The sequence below is a fragment of the Pseudoalteromonas sp. T1lg22 genome, assembly GCF_002964645.1.
Classification (GTDB): domain Bacteria; phylum Pseudomonadota; class Gammaproteobacteria; order Enterobacterales; family Alteromonadaceae; genus Pseudoalteromonas.
The window spans coordinates 411,310-431,487 of the sequence record NZ_PQBY01000016.1 but is presented as its reverse complement, the minus strand read 5'-3'; the positions used below and the strand labels follow the sequence as shown (position 1 = coordinate 431,487).

Sequence of the window (20,178 nt, the reverse complement as noted above, 5' to 3'; positions counted from 1 at the left end):
CGAAGTTGAAATCGTAGGTATCAAAGAAACTACGAAGACAACTTGTACTGGTGTAGAAATGTTCCGTAAGCTTCTAGACGAAGGTCGTGCTGGTGAGAACATCGGTGCCCTTCTACGTGGTACTAAGCGTGACGAAGTAGAGCGTGGTCAAGTACTAGCTGCTCCTGGTTCAATCAACCCGCACACTAAGTTCGAAGCAGAAGTATACGTACTTTCTAAAGACGAAGGTGGCCGTCACACGCCATTCTTCAAAGGCTACCGTCCACAGTTCTACTTCCGTACAACTGACGTAACTGGTGACATCCAACTACCAGACGGCGTAGAAATGGTAATGCCTGGCGACAACATCAAGATGACTGTTGAACTAATCTGCCCAATCGCGATGGACGAAGGTCTACGTTTCGCGATCCGTGAAGGTGGTCGTACAGTAGGTGCTGGTGTTGTAGCAACTATCGTAGAGTAATAGTTACTCTCAAGAAAAAAGGCCGCTTTTAGCGGCCTTTTTTGTGCCAGCACCAAAGTAGACCACCTTCACGGCTCGAGCGCGAGGCAACGGATGCCGATAACTTCGTTACGAACCGGGACCAAGCTTCAGGGACGAATTCCTTGCAGAGTGGTGATGCAGGTCAAATCGCAGCGCTCGCCGCTTGAAGGCGAAGAGCTCTGCGATGAGCGGGGACGCCGTAACTTCGTCACGAACAGGAACCCAGCTACATGGATGTATTGCTAAAACCACGCTTACTTCGGACACCAAAGGCCGCATTAGCGGCCTTTATCATTTCTGTAATTCTGTCTACAGCGTTTAAAGCTATACTCACTTCTGAGTTTAAAACTCCCCACAGCTTTGCACAGTGAGTTCTTGTCGCGTTGGCGACGACAACCAAAGAGGGAGTGATTCGACTCCCTCTTTGGAAACTCCGCGAACCCGTAATTCGCCTATGCTTACGAACTCAGGTTTTTGCTAAACGCTCCACTTAGGCTGCGACACGATTTAACGGCACTTCCCTGTGCCGATAAATCTAGCTCGGCCTCCATGCCTCGCTGTCTTAGCCACGCTATGCAGCAAAAGCCGATATCGAAAGCGCGAATTTAAACGGGAAACTCGATACCTGTAGGTCAGGTTTCAACCTGACAATTTTTGTAGGGCCATCGACAGTGGCGGTAGTTGATACATAGGTGTTCTTGAGATCGTGATAGTGTATGGATGTAACCTAGGCTTTAGCCTTGCGTGAATAGTTTGACGTCAAGTCATAGTCGGCGACCCAGCGAGATCTCCAGTCTCTGCCTTTTTGGGTTAGGCATGACGAGCATTACCCCATTGATTTTAAACTGCCTTGTAAGTAAATGTCGTCAAAATAGAGCAAATTTGAATGTCGATGTGAAATCAATACTGTCCTCTTAAATTGATTCTTTTATCATTTTTGCACGACATGGCCATGGGGAGAAGCCTACGTCTCAGGGGGATTAGCACCTCTAAGCCGATATTAAAGCCTGATTCCCCCAACAAAAAGCGAGCCTTTTAGGCTCGCTTATGGGTAGTAGGGGTCAGTTCGCGCTAAATATGTTTACTTTTTCTCGCTTGGAGCAGGCTGACCATGCTTAGGTGAGCGCGGGCCATAGAGTAAACCGTTATGGGCTTCTGAAGATAACATTCTGTTCGCCGTGACCGCGGAAACATCAAAACCCGCATCGGATACGGTTTCGACGATTTGGCTAACTGCTGCTTCAACTAACAGGCCTACAAGCCCTCCTCCACTGTTGCCTCTGTTTTCTGCCGAAGAAGCGGTTCCTTTACCTTGCCAGAGCACGGTGCCATCACGCAGGTCGACTAGTTGAGCTGAAGCGGTCACTCTCGTCTCGCTAGAAATAACAACATAGCTGGTACCATATTCTTCAATGGTTATATATAAGGCTGCATCGGCTCCAAAGATTTCCCGCAACTTGCCAATCGGAATCGCATGGGCGTCATGTGCTACCGTAATGCCATTGCTTCTGAATGTTTGATCCACCAAGGCTACGGGGAATACATAAAATCCTGATTCAGCAATCGGCGTGGTGACCTGAGACATAACGCTGTAAGACGCGATGACTTCGGTAGAGTTATTAATGGGGGGCAATACCAAAATAGAATAGGGATTGGCATCGCGGAAATTGGAGTAATCATGACTCTGAGGCGTATTGATACATCCGCTCGCTAGGAGCGTCGCAGCTGCTGCCAATAATATTTTAATCTTGGTCATTTCATACCTCCTTGGCCGATTTGATTAGGAAGTCGATATACTGTGCTGACTCCGGGAAAAGGAATTTTTCCTGTTCAAAATGTTCCATACCTTGCGTGTTATTGCCTGTTTCAAAGTACAGCATGCCTAAATGAGCGTGGATACCAGGAGCAATGGCTTTGCCTTTGGCACTTGCCTGTTCAATCACAGTTTCAAGAGCCGCAATTTGTTCCTCGATTGTTGAGTTATCGGCCTTGAAGTAGTCATAAACAGAGCTGTTGTAATTGCCGTAATAATAAAGTGGCTCGACCGTTTTACAGCCGGTAGCTGCGACGGCAAAAATAGCCGCAGTAATGAGCTTTTTCATTGTGATACCTTCTTATAATTTCCAAGCACCTGACTCTATGCCCGTAACTAATTTATCCACGACTTGTCTGATGGCCAGATCGATCACTTTACCATTGAGTGTTGCATCGTAACTTGCTGTGCTGCCGAACCCAATCACCTCACGCTCTGATAAGCTATATTCCCCCGCTCCTTGCACCGAATAGATGACTTCCGACGTTGCTACGTTTATGACATTCAGAGTCACTTTTGCATAGGCAATTTGCGATTTACCCTTGCCCAAAAGGCCAAATAACTGTCTGTCACCAATGGCTTTGCGTCCAAATTCTGTGACATCACCCGTTACGACAAATTTGGCTCCTGCGATATTAAGTTGGGTTCCTGAACGCTCGGCTTCGCTCGTCAGCATCTCCATATTATCTCTGTCTAGCACGCTAAAGCGGTTTGTTTGCTGAAGGTGACTGATGAGTGATGTTTTCGCCTGGCTGCCTAGGCGATCTTGTCCTGTTGAAAAAATACCGTTCTGGAAACTGGAGCGGTTTACGAATTTACCTACCACTAGTTTGCTTTTTTCACCCGCGTAGGTGGTGTTGTAACTCTCGACCTTTGGGGGCTCTATAACCTGCGAGCTTGTTGTTGCACATCCGGACATCAAGGTTGTGGAAGCTACAATGATTGCTGCTAGTAATGATTTGTTATTTTTAAACATTGCAAAATCCCTAGTTAAATATTGTTATCTGTAGTTAGAGGCGCGGTGGTAGCTGTGATATGGAGCGTCAAGAACTACTGTAAGAGCGAGAAGCAATTTAAAGAGTTCCATCTGAGGCTGCTCGAAACATTATTCCTGTCTGAAAGCCACCCTTTGCCAATGTAAATAAAATATTAACCAAAAGCATGTTGAATTGGAATGATTGGTGCGTAATTTAAGATTTACCTGCCTCGCTGGTAGCAGTTACCGATAACAACGGTCGGTGATTACAAAAAAAGCAACAGCCTTTTTCTTGCGTGTGCCCTGGCACAAGCTAAGAAGCAAATTTGAATGTCTAAGTAGAATCAAGTATGTCGCCTAAATTGTGTGAATCTCAAGTTTTGGTTGGACATTCAAATTTGCTCATCCACACTGTGTTTTAAATCATAAATTCGGTAAGAGCTTAATAAAATTGACTAAACAGCCACTTAGCGCCAATCTAACGAGATTGTCCCCGACGTTAAAACGCTTATGCCTGAGCTGAAGATCCCCACGAATATTCCCCGTACCCATAGTCGCTTTGGCCGTTGGCTGGGTACCAAGGTGCTGAACTGGTTTGGTTGGCAGGTGGTGGGGGAGTTTCCCGAGCATGGCAAGTTTGTCGCCGCGGTGGCGCCTCACACCTCAAACTGGGATTTTGTTATCGCCATCGCGGTGAAAATGCACTTGCAGGTGCGGATCCGCTTTTTAGGTAAGCACAGTATTTTTGTCTGGCCTTTGGCGCCCTTGTTACGAAAATGGGGTGGTATTCCTGTCGACAGACGCTCTTCCCATGGCGTGGTGGCCCAGGTGAAGACTCTGTTTGATAACAGCGACGCGCTGATCCTCGGCTTGGCGCCTGAGGGCACCCGCAAATATACGCCGCAATGGAAAAGTGGTTTTCTGCATATCGCCAAGGCGGCAAAGGTTCCCGTGGTGCCCATGGCGCTGGATTACAGTAAAAAGCAGTTTGTGATCATGGCACCGTTAGAGGTTGGAGAAGATATAGATACAACCCTGGCTCAGGTAAAGGCCCTGTTTCCCGCCGAGATGGCGAAATATCCCCGGCAGGTATCGGGCATCAAGTAACACTAAAGTCAGTGGTGTTTTTACATACAGAAGCGCTATGATGATGAGAAAATAATAATAAATTAGCCCGTTATGTTCTCGATTGGTGTGATAAGCCTGATTGCCCTGGCCTACCTTGGGGTCTTGTTCGCCGTGGCCTGGTATGCGGATAAATTCAAGCACCGCGCCAGTGCCTGGGTTTATGGTCTGTCGCTCGGGGTGTATTGTACCTCCTGGGCGTTTTACGGCACCACGGCGCAGGCCGCCAATAACGGTTGGTGGCTGGCTCCCACCTATACCGGCACCATCTTACTCTTTATATTTGGCTGGCAAATCTATACCCGCATCGCCACCATCTGTCGCCAGCAGCAACTGACCTCCATGGCCGACTTTATTGCCACCCGTTATGGTCAGTCATCGAGTTTGTCGGGCCTGGTGTCACTGATCTCGGTGATCGCCATAGTGCCCTATATCGCCCTGCAGCTAAATGCCACCAGTGCCAGTATCACTATGCTCACCGAGGTGGAGCGCGGGCAAAACGACTATTTTTATCAGGACAGTACCTTTTATATCACCCTGACCTTGGCGCTGTTTGCCATTTTGTTCGGGGCACGAAGGGTGCGCCCCAGTGAGCACAATCCGGGCTTGATGGCCTCCATCGCCTTTGAGTCCGTGGTCAAGTTGCTGGCCTTCGTCGGCGTTGGTTTATTTATTTGCTTTGGGTTATTTGACTCGCCCCAGGCTATTTTTGCGGCGGCGCAACAGCAAGAGATAGCGGCGCAGATGCAAACCACCGCCAGTCCGGGTTATGTGTATTGGGTGCATGTGTTGCTCGGCTTATTGGCGACCTTGTGTTTACCACGCCAGTTCCATACCGCCTTTATCGAGCATGATAACGAGCAGCAGATAAGGACCTCGCGCTGGCTGTTCCCCCTTTATCTGTTGCTGATTAACCTCTTTATTCTGCCCATCGCCTATGCGGGCCTGGTGTATTTTCAGGGTCAGGATGTGGGCTATGACACCTTTGTGCTGGCCCTGCCCATTGCCGCCGAGGCGCCCTGGGTGTCGTTGTTGGCCTTCTTGGGGGGCTTTTCTGCGGCGACCAGCATGGTGATCGTCTCCACCATAGTCTTGTCTATCATGATCACCAACGACTTTATTAACCAGTTTTTGCTGCGCCGCTCACAGCTGAGTTCGTCCCACCGCGGCCTCTCCAAGTTTAAATTACTTCAGGCGCGTCGGGTGGTGATAGTGGTGATCCGCTACTCAGTTATGCCAGCCACCGGGTACTGGCCGAGGGTAATACCCTGGCCAATATGGGTCTGATGTCTTTTACTTTGGTGGCCCAATTTGCCCCGGCGATGATCATCGGCCTGTGGTGGTCTAAGGCCTCGTGTCGCGGCGCCCAGCTGGGTATTTTAAGCGGCTCGGCGATTTGGTTTTACACCCTGCTGTTGCCAAGCGTGTATAGCGCCCTGTATGGCGAGGCCGTCTGGCTGAACGAGGGGCCTTGGCAGATTTCCTGGTTGGCGCCCAACGATCTGTTTTCCTTGGGTCTGGAGCCTTTAACCCAGGCCGTGCTGCTGTCTTTGGGTGTGAACACATTTGTGTATTTGCTGGTGCCCTTTATCAGCGCGGCGCAGCTGGCCGAGCGCCTGCAAAGCAATAAGTTTATTCTGCGTGGCGTTGAAGAGCGTGACGCCAATATCGCCCTGAGCTATCAAGAGCTGGCGCTGTTATTACAGCGCTTTAGTGAGCCGGAACGGGCCGCCGAGCTGGTAGAAAAATACTTCCCCGCCGCCCGCAATCTTTGGAAGGAGCAGGCGCCCACCACGGTGGAAGAGCGGGTCGAGCGGGAAATGTCGGCCCTGGTCGGTGGCGCCTCGGCGCGGCTGATCCTCGATGTGGCTAAGGATGAAAAACGCCAGCCCTTTGAGCAGGTGGCGGAGTTTGTTGATGAAGCCTCTCAAGTACTGCGCTTTAACCGGGATCTATTGCAGGCCACCATAGAAAACATAGAGCAGGGTATTAGTGTGGTCGACAGCGACCTCAAACTGGTGGCCTGGAATCAGGGTTATCAGGAGATGTTTGCCTATCCAAAAGACATGCTGGCGGTAGGGCGACCGGTGGCCGAGCTGATCCGCTTTAATGCCGAGCGTGGCCTGTTTGAATGCCAGCAAATCGAGGCGGAGGTAAGCAAACGTATCGCCCACCTGCGCCGTGGCAGTGCCTATAAATATCGCCGCGAGCACAACGATGGCCGGGTCTTTGAGATGCAGGGTAACCCCTTGCCCGGCGGCGGTTTTGTTACTACCTACACAGATATCAGCGACTTTGTGCAACAGCAACGTGAGTTAGAGCTGGCCAACCTGAATCTGGAAGAGAAAATAGCCGCTCGTACCAGTGAGTTGGTGGCCACTAACTATGCCCTAATAGCGGCCAAGCGTGAGGCGGAATCGGCTACGGAAAGTAAGACACGATTTTTCGCCGCCGCCAGTCATGATCTGTTACAGCCTTTTAATGCCGCCAGCCTGTTTTGCTCGCTGATGAGCGAAAAGGCGCAGGGCTCGGAATTGGCCGAGCTAGCGCAGAATATTCGCAACTCTCTGGCCAGTGCCGAGGATCTGTTGTCGAGCATCTTACAGCTCACCAAGCTGGAGTCCGGCTCCTTTAAAATCAATAACACAGACTTCTCCCTGACCAGCCTGTTACAACCCCTTGCCAATGAATACGGGGCCCTGGCCAAAGACAAGGGCCTGGCATTTCGCCTGCAGGGCGCCGAGGTAATGTTGAAAACGGACAAGGCGCTGCTCAAGCGGGTGCTGAGCAACCTGTTGAGTAACGCCATTCGCTATACCGAGCGGGGCGAAATCCGAGTGCTGTGCGAGAGTCATGGTCAGCAGTTATCCATTATGGTGGAGGACACCGGAGCCGGTATAGCCAAGCAAGATCAGGAACTGATTTTTGAGGAATTTAAACAGCTGCAGGGCAAGGAGCAAGCTCAGGGCCTGGGTTTGGGACTGGCCATAAGCAAGCGTATTTGTGCCGCTTTGGATATTAATATGACGCTGGGTTCACAGCTCGGCAAGGGCACTCAGTTTACCTTGTCTTTGCCCTGTTACAGCCAGTCGCACAGTAAGGTGCCGGCACCGAGCGAACACAAGGGTCAGGATAATCAACTGGCGGGTCTGCGCATCTGGCTGCTCGATAATGACGATAACGTGTTACAGGCGCTGTCTCAGGTGCTCCAGAATTGGGGATGCAGCGTGGCGCTGGCCAATGATCAGGCGCAGTTGGCGGAGTTGGTCAATGGCGGTGAAGCGGATATTCTGATTGCCGACTACCAGCTAGACGATGGCGTCACCGGCTTGCAGGTGATCCAGGCTTTAGGCCTGGATGAGATGGCAATCTTAATCAACACTGCCAACCACGACGAGGCCATTCGTGAGCGTGTGAGTGATTGCGGTTATCCCTTGTTGTATAAGCCGTTAAAAACTCCGGCATTAAAGCGCACTTTAAAGCGGTTAAAGGCGAATCAGGAGCGGGTTAATTTGTAGATACAAGGTCGGTGCTTTGCGCCGACAATATGCCCTTTGTGTCGGGATAAAATCCCGACCTACAGTCAGGCTTCTTCACTTTCGGCCACCGTGGCCATTTGCTTGAATAAAATGCCCGCCTGGGTGCGGTTGTAGACATTGAGCTTTTTCAAAATGGCCGAGACATGCTGCTTAATGGTGGTTTCCTGAATCGACATGGCATAGGCAATTTGCTTATTGAGCATGCCATCGGCGATCATGCTTAACACTCTATACTGCTGTGGCGTCAGTTTTTCCAGGTTACGGGCAAACTGGGCCTGCTCACTGTTAACGTCGGTGCAAATTTCCGTTTGTGGCGGTAACCAGTTTTCCCCTTCGATAACCTGGGCTATGGCTTCACTGATCACATCCAGGGATGAAGACTTGGGAATATAGGCACTGGCACCGAGCGCCATGGCTTGTTCAATTATGCTGGGATGTTCATTGGCGGAGACCATGATCACCAGAATATCCGGGTATTGATTGCGTAGTCGCGCTAAGCCTTCCAGGCCTTGAGCACCGGGAATGGTGAGATCTAAAAACACCAGTTCAATCTCCGGATGGACGACAAGGGCACTAAACAGCTCCGATAGATCGCTGGCTTCTAAAATTGGCTCATCGGCCATGGCCTGTGCGGCGGCTTGTTTGAGGGCGCTGCGAAATAACGGGTGATCATCGGCGATAATGGCTTGCACACTGGGCATCCTAAGTTGACTCCATCTTCCTCGTTATAGGGGATTTTATTAGTCGCGGCAAGGGCCTGCGTTAAGTTGCATATGGAAAGGCGGCCATTTGAAACCGGGGGAGGGCTGGCCGCCTTGATACGCAAGAAAGGTTAGAAGTTATAACCAACGGTGAGCGACACGGTGCGCGGGTCACCAAAGTAGCCGATCAAGGTGTTATCGCCACCCAGACCCGGGGTGTACTTACTGACATCCGTGGGATCAGACGCATCCGGGGTGACAAACTGATAGCCGCCGATCATATATTCTTCATCCGTTAAGTTCTTGCCATGGAGGCCAACACGCCAGTGGCCGTCGGTGCTGTACCAGTTAACGCTGAGGTTAAGCAGGCCATAGCTGTCCTGGCTGAGCAGGCTGTCTTCTTCGAATAACACATAGTCGCCACGGTAGTAGTAGTTGGTGTTAAACACCCAGTCGCCGTTATCCGTATACAGGCGATAGGTGGCGCCCAGGTTAAAGGTGAGATCCGGGGTGTTGGAAATGCTAAAGCGATCCGATTTATCGAAGGTTTCGCCGCTAACGGGGTCCGTATCTAACACCTCTTCGAAGTCCGAGTCGATATAGCCCATAGACGCATCAAACGTCAGGGCGTCGGTGGCGACATAGTTCAGCTCCACTTCCACACCGTCCGCAGAGGATTTACCTATATTACCCAAGCGCTGGTTGAGATCCGCCGAGCTATCGCCGGGCAGTACCGAGATATACTGACGGTCTTCATGATCTAAGGTAAAGAAGGTGATATTGGCACGCAGGTTGTCGTTCCACTCGCTCTTCATACCCAGCTCGTAGGAATCCACGATTTCCGGGTTGGCCGCCGGCTCGGCGGTGCTGGCACGGGGGTTAAAGGTGCCAGATTTAAAGCCCTGAGCGTAGCTGGCGAAGAACATGATGTCGTTATTGTATTGGTACTCGACGCCAACGCGAGGAGTAAAGCGTGACCAATCTTTTTCATCGTCCAGTACCGTAGGGACCAGCTGGCCTTCAGGGCGAACATATCCTGGCACCCAACCTGATTCAGGGTATACGGTATCGAAGATCAGGCCATTGTTAACGATCGCCTCTTTACTGTCACGGGTGTAGCGTGCACCTAAAGTCAGTGACCATTGCTCTGACAGGTCAAGACTACCCTGAATATAGGCGGCCTTACTGGTGGAGTTACTGCAACCGCTTACTTCACGCGTCAGGCTTGGCCCGCCCAGGGCGATACCAAGCTGCTCTAAGATGGCCTGAAACTGGCCGCACGACTCACCATCGTAATAATACAAGCCGGATACCAGCTTATAATTATCGCCCTGATGGTTTAGCTGTAACTCATGAGTGGTTTGCTCATCGTCATAAATGGCAGGGACGTCGAAAATGCGGATAGAGGTATTGTCAAAGTCGATATTGGTCGGTGAATAGCTGTCGCGCTTGGCACCGATATACTTAAACGAGGTGCTGTCGTTCATGTCCCAACGTGCGGTCAGGCTAAACCCTTCCAGCTCCACCTTGTTCCAAGTAGGTAAGCTGGTGTAGGAGTCATACACACTGTCTGGCACAGGCGCATCGGTCAACAAACTAGGAAGCAGGCGATAACCACCTTTTGAGTTTGAGTCATCGTCGGTTTTATCCCAGCCGAGGCGGAAAAACAGATCTTCCGTGGGGCGATACTCCAGGGTCAGGCGTGCCGCGGTAAGATCCTTGTTATAGTTTTCTCGATCTTGATTGTCTAAATCAGAGGTAATGAAATCACCAAAGCCGTCGCGGTTTAAGGTGGCAAAGCCGTAACCCAGGTAGAGCTGCTCATCGATCAGCGGTACTTGCCCGGTGATCTTCAAATCTCTTTGGTTATAGCTGCCCACAGTACCCTGGATATCAAAGGTCATATCGCCGGTCATTTCCTTGGTGACATACTTCACCGCGCCGCCAATGGTGTTTTTACCGTAGAGTGTCCCCTGTGGGCCACGTAATACTTCAATTTGCTGGACATCCAATAAATCCAGTACTGCACCCTGAGGTCGAGCCACGTAGACATCATCGATGTAGATACCCACACCCGGCTCATAACCCCACAGAGGGTCCTGCTGACCTACACCGCGAATAAAGGCGGTGATGGTGGAGTTGGTGCCGCGGCTGGCCTGCAAGGTGGTGTTGGGTGAAAACTGCTGTACCTCGGTCATCACCGAAATACCGTTTTCCTGTAGTTGCGCAGCGCCGATTGAGGTCACGGCCACCGGTACCTCTTGCAGGTTCTCTACCGTTTTACGGGCGGTAACCTCGATGCGCTCCAGCTCGGCTTTTTTTACTTCTTCTTCTGCCAAGGCCGTTGGACTTGCCAGTGCACTTGTGAGTGCCGCCCCAATCGCTAAGGCTAGACTAGAGCGGCGTAGACTGTATGTGTTCATCCTGTATCCCCTGTTATTGTCGTTGTCCGTGCGCCGGTATTGTTATGGGTCGTCACGGTATGGGTTTGTTTTAAAAATATTAATTAACTGTGACTTTAGGGGAAAAATGCGACGAGGGGGTTAGTACCTTAGTACTATCGCCGCTACAGCCCTTTATTTACGGGGCGTGGCGCAATTCTATAACCTTAGTACTATGTATTTTAACGGTTTGTGGGGCCACACTGATTGCCAGTGTTGTTAACAGAAACAGCTGCTATGCTAGCTCTGATAACTAAAACAATAATAATTCGAGGAGCACTTCTATGCTCAGTATGATTGGCCTTATCGGCGGTCTGGTACTACTTATCATTCTTACCCTGCGCGGCGTAAACCTGTTTATTGCCGCGCCCTTATGTGCCCTGTTGGTGGCGCTGAGCGGCAATATGGCGCTCTTTCCCGGTGAGAATGTGTCTTTAGACTTTGTCAGCACCTATATGAACGGCTTTGCCGGTTTCCTCAGTGCCTGGTTCTTTATGTTCTTGCTCGGCTCCTTGTTCGGCAAGTTTATGGAAGACAGCGGCGCCGCGGACAGCGTTGCCCGTGCCATAGTCAACAAGCTGGGTATGAAACACGCGGTATTGGCCGTGGTGATCGCCTGTGCGGTACTGACCTATGGTGGTGTCAGCGTCTTTATCGTCGCCTTTTCCGTATATCCCATGGCTCTGAGCCTGTTTAAAGACGCCAACCTGCCGCGGCGCTTTATTCCCGCGACTTTGGCCTTTGGCTCGGTGACCTTTACCATGACCTCGGCGGGCTCGCCGGAGATTCAAAACTGGATCCCCATCAAGTATTTGGGCACTTCGCCCTATGCGGCCTGGGAAGTGAGCCTGGTGGTGGCTGTGTTTATGGCCATTGCCGGTTACTGGTGGCTGAAGAAGATGATCACCAAGGCGGTGGCCAATGGTGAGCGCTTTGAGGCCCGCGATGACGACCCGGAAATTCCCGAGCGCGACTATCCCCATCCGATCACCGGAGTGATCCCGCTGCTGGTGGTGTTACTGCTGTCTTTTACCCTGCACGATGTATTGCACCAAAGCGCGCTGATTGTCGCCTTGCTCGGCGGTGTATTGGCGATTCTGGTGATCAACTTCAAGCATTTCCACAACCTCAGCGGTGCCATTAACCTGGGTACCACGGGGGCGCTGGTGGCCATAGGTAACACCAGTGCGGTCGTCGGTTTTGGTGCGGTGGCCAAAAACACAGAGGCCTTTCAGGTGGCGGTGGAAGTCATGACTAATATGCCGGGCAACGAATTGCTCGGTGCGGCGGTGGCCGTCAGTGTCATTGCCGGTTTGACCGGCTCGGCATCAGGCGGACAGGCCATAGCCCTGCCGTTAGTGGCGCCTCATTACCTGGATGCGGGTGTGAATCCAGAACAATTACACCGGGTGGTGGCGATCAGTTCCGGGGCGTTGGATACCTTGCCGCACAACGGTTATGTGGTGACCACCATCCGCGCCATCTGTAAAGAAACGCACCAACGCGCTTACTGGTCTATGGCGGCATTAACGGCCGTGGTGCCACTGATTGGCGTGGCCCTGGCGCTCGCCCTATTTATCTTATTCTAAGGAGTGAACAACATGAGCATGCTGCGAATAATAGGCCTTGTTTTAATCTGTGTAAGCCAGTGGGCCTGGGCTCAGGGCGAGCCCCCGCTGGTGGAAAAACAGCGTTTCGCCTTTGCCAACTACACCACGGAGTCGGGTGTGACCTTGCCCGAGGTGCAGGTAGGGTGGGAGAGCTACGGCACCCTGAATGACGCCAAGGACAATGTGATTCTGATCACCCATTTCTTCTCCGGCACCTCCCATGCGGCGGGTAAATACAGCGCGGATGACGCTTTGCCCGGGTATTGGGATGCCATTATTGGCCCGGGGAAGGCCATAGACACCAACAAGTTTTTCGTGATCAGCTCGGATACCCTGGTTAACGCCAACTGGCACGATAAAAACGTGATCACCACGGGCCCGGCGTCCATTAATCCAAAAACCGGCAAGCCCTATGGCCTGGACTTCCCCGTGGTCACCATAGGTGATTTTGTCGAAGTACAAAAACGTTTGCTCGACAGCCTGGGGATTGAAAAACTCCACGCCGTCATTGGCGCCTCCATGGGCTCATTCCAGGCGCTGGAATGGTCGGTGCGTTACCCAGACAAGGTTGAACGTTTAGTGCATGTGATTGGTGCGGCGAAAATGGACGCCTGGACCGTGCCAGCCCTGGAAAAATGGGCCTTGCCTATTCGCCTGGACGCAAACTGGAATAATGGCAATTACTATGAGGGTGAGCGCCCGCTGGCCGGTGTGACCGCCACCATGCTTAACATCACTCAGGACGCCATGCACCCGGAAAGTTATAAGGCCAGCTTCCCGAACTTCAAGGTGCAGGACGAGGGTGCAAAGAAAGACATACGCACCCTGCCGGCCATTAACCAGACCTTGCATGAGCGCGCCCTGGTTCGAGCGCAAACTCAGGATGCCAACCATATTCTCTATTTAGTGCGCGCCTCGCAACTGTACAGCGCCGGCATGCAGGAAGACCTAAGCGCGGCGGCAAAAAAGATTCAGGCCAAGGTGCTGCTTATGCCCGCCAGTAACGACCTCTTGTTACGCCCAGGCCCGGTGCGCGCGTTTGCCAAGCTGCTTAAAGAGCAAGAGAAAGATGTAAAAATCGAGGAAATTGAGGGTATATGGGGTCATCTTGACGGTATTTTCTCCATTCAAACCAAGGGCCAGGTGATCGGCGAATTCTTAGCGGAGTAATTATGAGCAAACGAATTTTAATTACCGGTGCCGCCAGTGGCATTGGCCGCTATGTGGCGGAGCATTTGGGCAAACAAGGGCACGAGATCTTACTGACCGATCTGGATGGTGAGCGAGCCAAGGCCGAGGCCGAACAGCTTCAACAGCAGGGCATTCGTGCCCAGGGCCTGGCGCTGAATGTGGCGGATCTTGCTTCCCTCGGGGATTTTATTGCCAGGCAGCCGACTATAGACGTGCTGATCAATAACGCGGGCGTTCAATACGTAGAGCGTCTAGACGAGTACCCCTTGGATAAATGGCAGCTGCTGCAGGATGTGCTGCTCAATGGCCCGGCCATGCTCACCAAGGCGGTGCTTCCAGCGATGCGAGAGCAAAACTTTGGTCGCATTATCAATATCGGCTCCATCCATGCCCAGGTGGCCTCCAAGTATAAGTCGGCCTATGTGTCGGCCAAGCATGGCCTTATTGGTTTGGGCAAGGTGCTGGCGCTGGAAACCGGGGATGTGGATATCACGGTCAATACCATTTGCCCGGCCTATGTGAAAACACCCCTGGTTGAGGCGCAAATAGCCAGCCAGGCCAAACAACATGGCATCACGGAGCAGGAGGTGATCGACACCATAATGCTGGCCCCCATGCCTAAAAAGGCCTTTATCGGCCTGGATGAAATCGCCCACACCGTTGACTTTTTAATGGCGGATGCGGCGCGCAATATTACTGCCCAAGCCATCGCCCTTGATGGCGGCTGGACGGCGCAATAGGAGAGAAGATGGCAGGTTTTAATAAGGTAGTGAACAGCTACGGTGAAGCTATGGCGGGCCTCGAAGACAATATGACGGTGATCGCCGGCGGTTTTGGCCTATGCGGTATTCCCGAGGGCTTGATTAAAGAAATCAAAAACAAGGGCACCACCGGCCTAACAGTGGTTTCCAATAACTGCGGCGTCGATGGCTTTGGTTTAGGCATCCTGCTTGAAGATAAGCAGATCCACAAAATGGTGGCCTCTTATGTGGGTGAAAACGCCTTGTTCGAGCAGCAATTGCTGAGCGGTGAGCTGGAGGTGGAGTTAACCCCTCAGGGCACCCTGGCGGAGAAAATGCGTGCCGGTGGCGCCGGCATCCCTGCGTTTTACACCGCAACCGGGGTCGGCACAGTGGTGGCCGAAGGCAAGGACATCAAGCAGTTTGCTGGCCGCGACTATGTGCTTGAGCCAAGCATTGTCGGCGACTTTGCCATAGTGAAGGCGTGGAAGGCGGATCGCTACGGCAACTGCATCTATCGTCATACGGCGATGAATTTTAACCCCATGGCCGCCACCGCTGGCAAGATCACCGTGGTTGAGGCGGAAGAAATTGTCGAGCCCGGGGAGCTGGAGCCCAGTCAAATTCACACCCCGGGTATTTATGTGCAACGCGTGATTCAAGGTCAGTTTGAAAAGCGCATCGAAAAACGTACGGTGCGAGGAGCATAACCATGGCACTGACACGAGAGCAAATGGCGCAGCGCGTCGCCCAGGAATTACGCGACGGTTATTATGTGAATCTGGGCATAGGCATTCCCACCCTGGTTGCCAACTATGTGCCCAAAGGCATAGATGTGATGCTGCAATCGGAAAACGGCTTGCTGGGCATGGGCGAATATCCGCTTGAGGCACAAGTGGATGCGGACATGATCAACGCCGGTAAGGAAACCGTGACCGCCCGCACCGGCGCCGCGATTTTTAACTCAGCCGAAAGCTTTGCCATGATCCGCGGTGGTCATGTGGACTTAACCGTGTTGGGCGCTTTCGAAGTGGATCAAAACGGCAACATCGCCAGTTGGATGATCCCCGGCAAGTTGGTCAAGGGCATGGGCGGGGCCATGGACTTGGTGGCGGGCGCCAAAAATATTATCTGTACCATGACTCATGCCAGCAAGCATGGCGACTCAAAACTGCTGACCCAGTGTTCACTGCCGCTGACGGGCGTCGGTTGTATCAATAAGGTGATCACCGACCTGGCGCTGCTGGAAATCAAGGATGGTGCGTTTCATCTGCTTGAGCGCGCTCCCGGCGTAAGCGTGGAAGAGATTAAAGCAAAAACCCAGGGCAAGCTCATCTGCCCGGATCAGGTTCCTGAGATGCAGTTTTAGGGTTGTCCCGACTCTAAACTGCGCCAGCCAACACCCAGCTAGCCTGCTATGCTGGGTGTTTTTTATGTGTTCATCACAACCCAACCCAAACGCAGGCGTAGGGTGCCCTAAGTAGGAGCTGTGCTAAGGTTTAAGGGCTATTAACCAAGATGCGACAGAGATCTAAATGAATAATGTCATTCTCGAGTCTGTTATCACTTGCCCAGCGTGCGGCGCAAAGAAGCAGGAAACCATGCCAACGGATGCGTGCCAGTATTATTATGAGTGTTCATCTTGCCACACCCTGCTAAAGCCTTTACCCGGTGACTGCTGCGTGTATTGCTCATATGGCTCGGTTAAATGCCCACCGATACAAAAAGATGGCAGGTGCTGCGGTTAATAACACTCAAAACGAATCGGGCAGCGATTGCCACGGCTACAGCCTAGATTCCCCCCTTGTAAAAGCTGCTTACATTTTATTCGATGCACTGAATGTGCATTTAGGTCATGCTAGGTCCATCAAGAAAAAGGAGAAAGCACAATGCGATGTCATGAAGTTGACTATGAAATTATCGGCCATTCAATGCAAATGGTGGAAGTGGAACTCGACCCGAATGAAACTGTGATTGCCGAAGCGGGGGCGATGAACTACCTCGATGACGGCATTCAATTTGAAGCGAAAATGGGTGACGGCTCACAGGTCAATCAAGGCTTTATGAGTAAGCTGTTTAGTGCGGGTAAGCGCATGATCAGCGGCGAGTCCCTGTTTATGACCCACTTTACCAATCAGGGTATGGGTAAAAAACGCGTTGCCTTTGCCGCGCCTTTTCCCGGCACCATCATCCCCTTGAACATGGCGCAGCTGGGTGAGCAGGTGTTCTTACAAAAAGACTCCTTCCTGTGCGCGGCAATGGGCACCGAGGTCAACATCGCCTTTCAGCGTAAATTAGGCGCCGGCTTCTTTGGCGGCGAAGGCTTTATTTTGCAGCGCTTAGAAGGCGATGGCATGGCTTTCGCCCATGCCGGTGGCACGGTCGTTGAGAAACAGCTCAATGGTGAAACACTGCGTTTAGACACTGGCTGTGTGGTTGGCTTTACCGGCGGCATCGAGTTCGATATCGAGCGGGTGAAGGGCCTGCGTTCCATGTTCTTTGGCGGTGAAGGCCTGTTTCTGACCACGCTGCGCGGCCACGGCACCGTGTGGATCCAAAGCTTGCCATTCTCACGCTTGGCCGATCGCGTGCTTGAGCACGCGCCTAGAGCCGGGGGTGCACGCCAAGGCGAGGGCTCGGTCCTTGGCGGCATCGGCGATATGATAGGCGGCGATTAATTCACGCCGCCTCGTCTTACTTACTGGCAATGCCGCACAGGTATTGCCATTCTTCCTCGGTGACCGGCATCACGGACAAGCGCCCGGATTTTTTCAGCGCCAGCTCTTCGATGGCCGGGTCGGCCTTGATCGCCTGCAGGGTCACCGGCTTGTTAAACGTTTCCCTGTACTGCACATCGACACTAAACCAGCGTGGTGCCTCGGCCGTGGCTTTAGGGTCATAGTAATCGCCACTGGCATCGTATTGTGATGGATCCGCATAGGGGCCGTTCACTATCTCGGCCACGCCGACTATGGCCGGTACCTTGCAGCTTGAATGATAGATAAACACCTTGTCGCCCACCTTCATGCCATCGCGAATAAAATTACGGGCCTGATAATTACGTACGCCATCCCACACCGTGGTGCCGTTCGGCGCCGCTTTTAGGTCTGCTAATGAAAATGCATCGGGCTCTGTTTTGAGTAGCCAATAAGCCATGTTGGGTCCTGTGCTGAGCTAGGTAATCGGGTTCATTGTATAGTATTATCATTGTATTAGCTGCAATGTGGAAATGAGGACACAATGAGCCAAGCATTAGATAATTTATTGTCGCTGTTAAAACTGGAAGAAATCGAGTTGGGCCTGTATCGCGGTGCCAGCCAGGACCTGGGTTTTAAGGCCGTTTTTGGCGGTCAGGTTATGGGTCAGGCACTGTCGGCAGCGAAGGAAACCCTGCCCGAAGGGCGCGTGGTGCATTCCCTGCATTCCTATTTTTTACGCCCCGGCGATGCCTCGCGTCCCATTGTGTATGATGTGGAAAACATCCGCGACGGTAAGAGCCTGAGCACCCGCCGTGTCAGTGCCATTCAGTACGGCAAGCCGATTTTCTATATGACCGCCTCTTTCTCCGGCGACGCCCAGGGCCTGGAACACCAAACACCTATGCCGGATGTGCCGGCACCGGAAGGCTTACGCTCTGCCCTGGAATTTTACCAAGAGCATGCGCACCAAATTCCAGAGCCTATTCGCAACAAGTTTATCAGCGAAAAGCCCATCGACATGCGCCCGGTGAATTTCCAAAACCCCTTTAAGCCGCAGGTGGCCGAGCCAATTAAGCATATCTGGTTTAAGACCAATGGCGAGATGCCGGACGACCAGCGTATTCACAACTATTTGTTGGCCTATGCATCGGACTTCGAGTTTTTGCCTACCGCCTTGCAGCCCCATGGCAAGTCCTTTATGCATCCGAACATGCAGGTTGCCACTATCGATCACTCCATGTGGTTCCACCGTCCATTCCGTATGGACGAATGGATGCTCTACAGCGTAGACAGCCCCAGCGCCAGCTGTGGCCGCGGTTTGGTGCGCGGCCAGTTCTTTGACCGTAAGGGCAATTTAGTGGCTTCCACCATTCAAGAAGGTGTGATGCGCGAGCGTTAGGGGCTTAAAACTGCTGCGCTCGCGACGTTTTCAATGGTTTTTGGCGACGACACCCGAGGGCGCCTCCACATTTGCTTTTTGCTTGCCCGTGTTAGGTGACAACGCATGCTTAAAAGTTGCTACCCAAGCTGCCTTAATTTGTGCTCAACGAGGGGGTCATCCGGTACCAGTTGCTGCGCTACTTCAAGCAGCTTGATGGCATCGTTAGGATGGTCGTCTTGGTGCTTCACCGCGACATCAATGAGTGGTTGCACATCAATTTGCGCTTGATGCTCTTGCACATGGTTCTCTTTTTCATCGGCCAATATTTGATGTGCGGTACTTAACAATGCCAGGCGGTGTGGCGAGTTACTATTGGCTCGGTTAAGAGATTGATAATAATCTTCTTTTAGGCGCAAGGTTTTGGTTTGCTGGCGGAACGTTTTGATATCCAGTTCTTGATGGTGCATGAAGTCCTTCGCCACCTGCTTATAAAAGCCAAACTTATTGAGATAACTGGCATGAGTGCCATGACCCATACCGTAAACGCGAAGGTGAGTTAGCTGTGAGTAGCGCTTTGCGTGTTTACGGTCAATCTCATTGGTTGGATCGTAAATGATGTAGCCTTTGGCACTTCCTAATTGGAGATCATGGTAATCACCTTGCCAGTCAAACTGCTGCGCAAGTTCTGTGCTGGAGCGAGTATCCCATGGCGCAATGGTGGTATTTTTAGTGCTCACCGGATGCAGTAACAGTACATAATCGAGCTTTAAGAGCTCAGAAAATGCCCCTACGGCAAACCCCCCACGACTTAAACCATAGCCGAGGCGAGTAGGGAATGGAGTGAGTAATGACGTTAACTGCTCCAAGAAAAAGATAAGGTTACGGCTGCGAAACCAGTTACTTTGGCCTAAGTGTTGAAAAGCAATGACATTCACTTGCTGTTTTTGCGCCAAGCGATAGCCCCATGGAGCAAAATCCTTGTGTAAATCACTAGTTTGGTAGTTTGTGCCGGCAGGTGAAAACGTGAATAACAGTGGTTTGCTAGGGTCTATAAAGTGATATTTAACATACACATCATCGAGTAAGTCGCTGCCCGTCATTGGTAGACGTTCGCGTCGCTCTGAAGGTGAAAGAGTTAGCCACTCATCTAGCCAATATAGTAACTTCATACCGTGCTCCCAGTAGGCCTCACGCCCACCGGCGCCAAGACAAACCCACAAAAAGCCCCGCATTGTAGCAAAAGTGAGCGGCTAAGAAAAATAAGGGGATTGTTGTCGAGCCGTCGACTGTGACGGTTAGAGCTTGTCGCGTTGGCGACTCCAAGTTAGAGGAAATGCGCGCCCATTTCCTCTAACAACTCCTAGGGCGCCCGTGATTCGCAATTGCCTCCGAACTCAGGTTTTTGTTAAACGTTCCGCTTAGCTTTCAACACGGTTTAACTCGTCTTCCTGACTCGATAAACCTAACTCCGCATCCAT

At 51.9% G+C, this 20,178-nt stretch carries 17 protein-coding genes and 1 pseudogene; 11 read left to right on the top strand and 7 right to left on the bottom strand.

All coding sequences use genetic code 11. The features are described from left to right. Positions 1-463 (top strand): EF-Tu/IF-2/RF-3 family GTPase (locus C2M24_RS11695; protein WP_267894379.1); only part of this gene is annotated, 463 nt, incomplete at its 5' end. A gap of 1,102 nt (positions 464-1,565) precedes the next feature. Here the strand turns inward: C2M24_RS11695 and C2M24_RS11690 are convergent. Genes C2M24_RS11690 through C2M24_RS11680 form a run of 3 tightly spaced genes read right to left on the bottom strand, consistent with a single transcriptional unit; the run spans position 1,566 to position 3,273 of the window. Then, on the bottom strand, positions 1,566-2,240 hold the full coding sequence (locus C2M24_RS11690; RefSeq protein WP_105215058.1) for a DUF799 domain-containing protein: 675 nt from the start codon (positions 2,238-2,240) through the stop codon (positions 1,566-1,568). Between the two features lies 1 nt (position 2,241). Beyond that, a complete protein-coding gene (locus C2M24_RS11685; RefSeq protein WP_105215055.1) occupies positions 2,242-2,586 on the bottom strand; it encodes a DUF4810 domain-containing protein in 345 nt (114 codons plus the stop codon). A 12-nt stretch (positions 2,587-2,598) separates the two neighbouring features. Beyond that, complete coding sequence (locus tag C2M24_RS11680; protein ID WP_105215053.1) at positions 2,599-3,273, bottom strand: CsgG/HfaB family protein; 675 nt, start codon at positions 3,271-3,273, stop codon at positions 2,599-2,601. 510 nt (positions 3,274-3,783) lie between these two features. Between C2M24_RS11680 and C2M24_RS11675 the strand changes: the two genes are divergently transcribed. Further along, positions 3,784-4,380, top strand: coding sequence for a 1-acyl-sn-glycerol-3-phosphate acyltransferase (locus tag C2M24_RS11675; RefSeq protein WP_105215051.1), 597 nt, complete (start codon positions 3,784-3,786; stop codon positions 4,378-4,380). 72 nt (positions 4,381-4,452) lie between these two features. Continuing rightward, positions 4,453-7,916: pseudogene (locus C2M24_RS11670) on the top strand (PAS domain-containing hybrid sensor histidine kinase/response regulator). Positions 7,917-7,981: 65 nt separating this feature from the next. Here the strand turns inward: C2M24_RS11670 and C2M24_RS11665 are convergent. Both C2M24_RS11665 and C2M24_RS11660 read right to left on the bottom strand, forming a co-directional pair. Then, positions 7,982-8,638 (bottom strand): response regulator, encoded by a 657-nt coding sequence (locus tag C2M24_RS11665; protein WP_105215049.1) that lies wholly within the window; start codon positions 8,636-8,638, stop codon positions 7,982-7,984. 131 nt (positions 8,639-8,769) lie between these two features. After that, positions 8,770-11,061, bottom strand: a complete 2,292-nt coding sequence (locus tag C2M24_RS11660; protein ID WP_105215047.1) for a TonB-dependent receptor — start codon at positions 11,059-11,061, stop codon at positions 8,770-8,772. A 302-nt stretch (positions 11,062-11,363) separates the two neighbouring features. On the opposite strand from C2M24_RS11660, the gene C2M24_RS11655 reads away from it, so the two are divergent. From C2M24_RS11655 to C2M24_RS11625, 7 genes are all read left to right on the top strand, one after another. Then, positions 11,364-12,668: a GntP family permease gene (locus tag C2M24_RS11655; protein WP_105215045.1), complete on the top strand. Its 1,305-nt coding sequence runs from the start codon at positions 11,364-11,366 to the stop codon at positions 12,666-12,668. A gap of 12 nt (positions 12,669-12,680) precedes the next feature. After that, a complete protein-coding gene (locus tag C2M24_RS11650) occupies positions 12,681-13,859 on the top strand; it encodes an E22 family MetX-like putative esterase (RefSeq protein WP_105215034.1) in 1,179 nt (392 codons plus the stop codon). A 2-nt stretch (positions 13,860-13,861) separates the two neighbouring features. Then, positions 13,862-14,620 (top strand): 3-hydroxybutyrate dehydrogenase, encoded by a 759-nt coding sequence (locus C2M24_RS11645; protein ID WP_105215032.1) that lies wholly within the window; start codon positions 13,862-13,864, stop codon positions 14,618-14,620. Positions 14,621-14,628: 8 nt separating this feature from the next. Then, positions 14,629-15,330 (top strand): CoA transferase subunit A, encoded by a 702-nt coding sequence (locus tag C2M24_RS11640; protein ID WP_105215030.1) that lies wholly within the window; start codon positions 14,629-14,631, stop codon positions 15,328-15,330. A gap of 2 nt (positions 15,331-15,332) precedes the next feature. Continuing rightward, the gene (locus C2M24_RS11635; protein WP_105215028.1) at positions 15,333-15,989 is read left to right on the top strand and encodes a CoA transferase subunit B; all 657 of its coding nucleotides are present in this window, start codon (positions 15,333-15,335) and stop codon (positions 15,987-15,989) included. A 166-nt stretch (positions 15,990-16,155) separates the two neighbouring features. Then, complete coding sequence (locus tag C2M24_RS16180; RefSeq protein WP_105199956.1) at positions 16,156-16,368, top strand: GDCCVxC domain-containing (seleno)protein; 213 nt, start codon at positions 16,156-16,158, stop codon at positions 16,366-16,368. Between the two features lie 141 nt (positions 16,369-16,509). Further along, positions 16,510-17,298 carry a TIGR00266 family protein gene (locus C2M24_RS11625; protein WP_105215026.1) on the top strand — a complete coding sequence of 263 codons (789 nt, stop codon included), beginning with the start codon at positions 16,510-16,512 and terminating at the stop codon, positions 17,296-17,298. A gap of 16 nt (positions 17,299-17,314) precedes the next feature. On the opposite strand, the gene C2M24_RS11620 is transcribed toward C2M24_RS11625, so the two are convergent. Beyond that, complete coding sequence (locus C2M24_RS11620) at positions 17,315-17,776, bottom strand: EVE domain-containing protein (RefSeq protein WP_105215024.1); 462 nt, start codon at positions 17,774-17,776, stop codon at positions 17,315-17,317. Between the two features lie 84 nt (positions 17,777-17,860). On the opposite strand from C2M24_RS11620, the gene tesB reads away from it, so the two are divergent. After that, positions 17,861-18,718: an acyl-CoA thioesterase II gene (gene tesB, locus C2M24_RS11615; protein WP_105215022.1), complete on the top strand. Its 858-nt coding sequence runs from the start codon at positions 17,861-17,863 to the stop codon at positions 18,716-18,718. Positions 18,719-18,837: 119 nt separating this feature from the next. Here the strand turns inward: tesB and C2M24_RS11610 are convergent, their stop codons facing one another. Then, the gene (locus tag C2M24_RS11610) at positions 18,838-19,869 is read right to left on the bottom strand and encodes a cytosolic protein (protein ID WP_105215256.1); all 1,032 of its coding nucleotides are present in this window, start codon (positions 19,867-19,869) and stop codon (positions 18,838-18,840) included. Between the last annotated feature and the right edge of the window lie 309 nt (positions 19,870-20,178).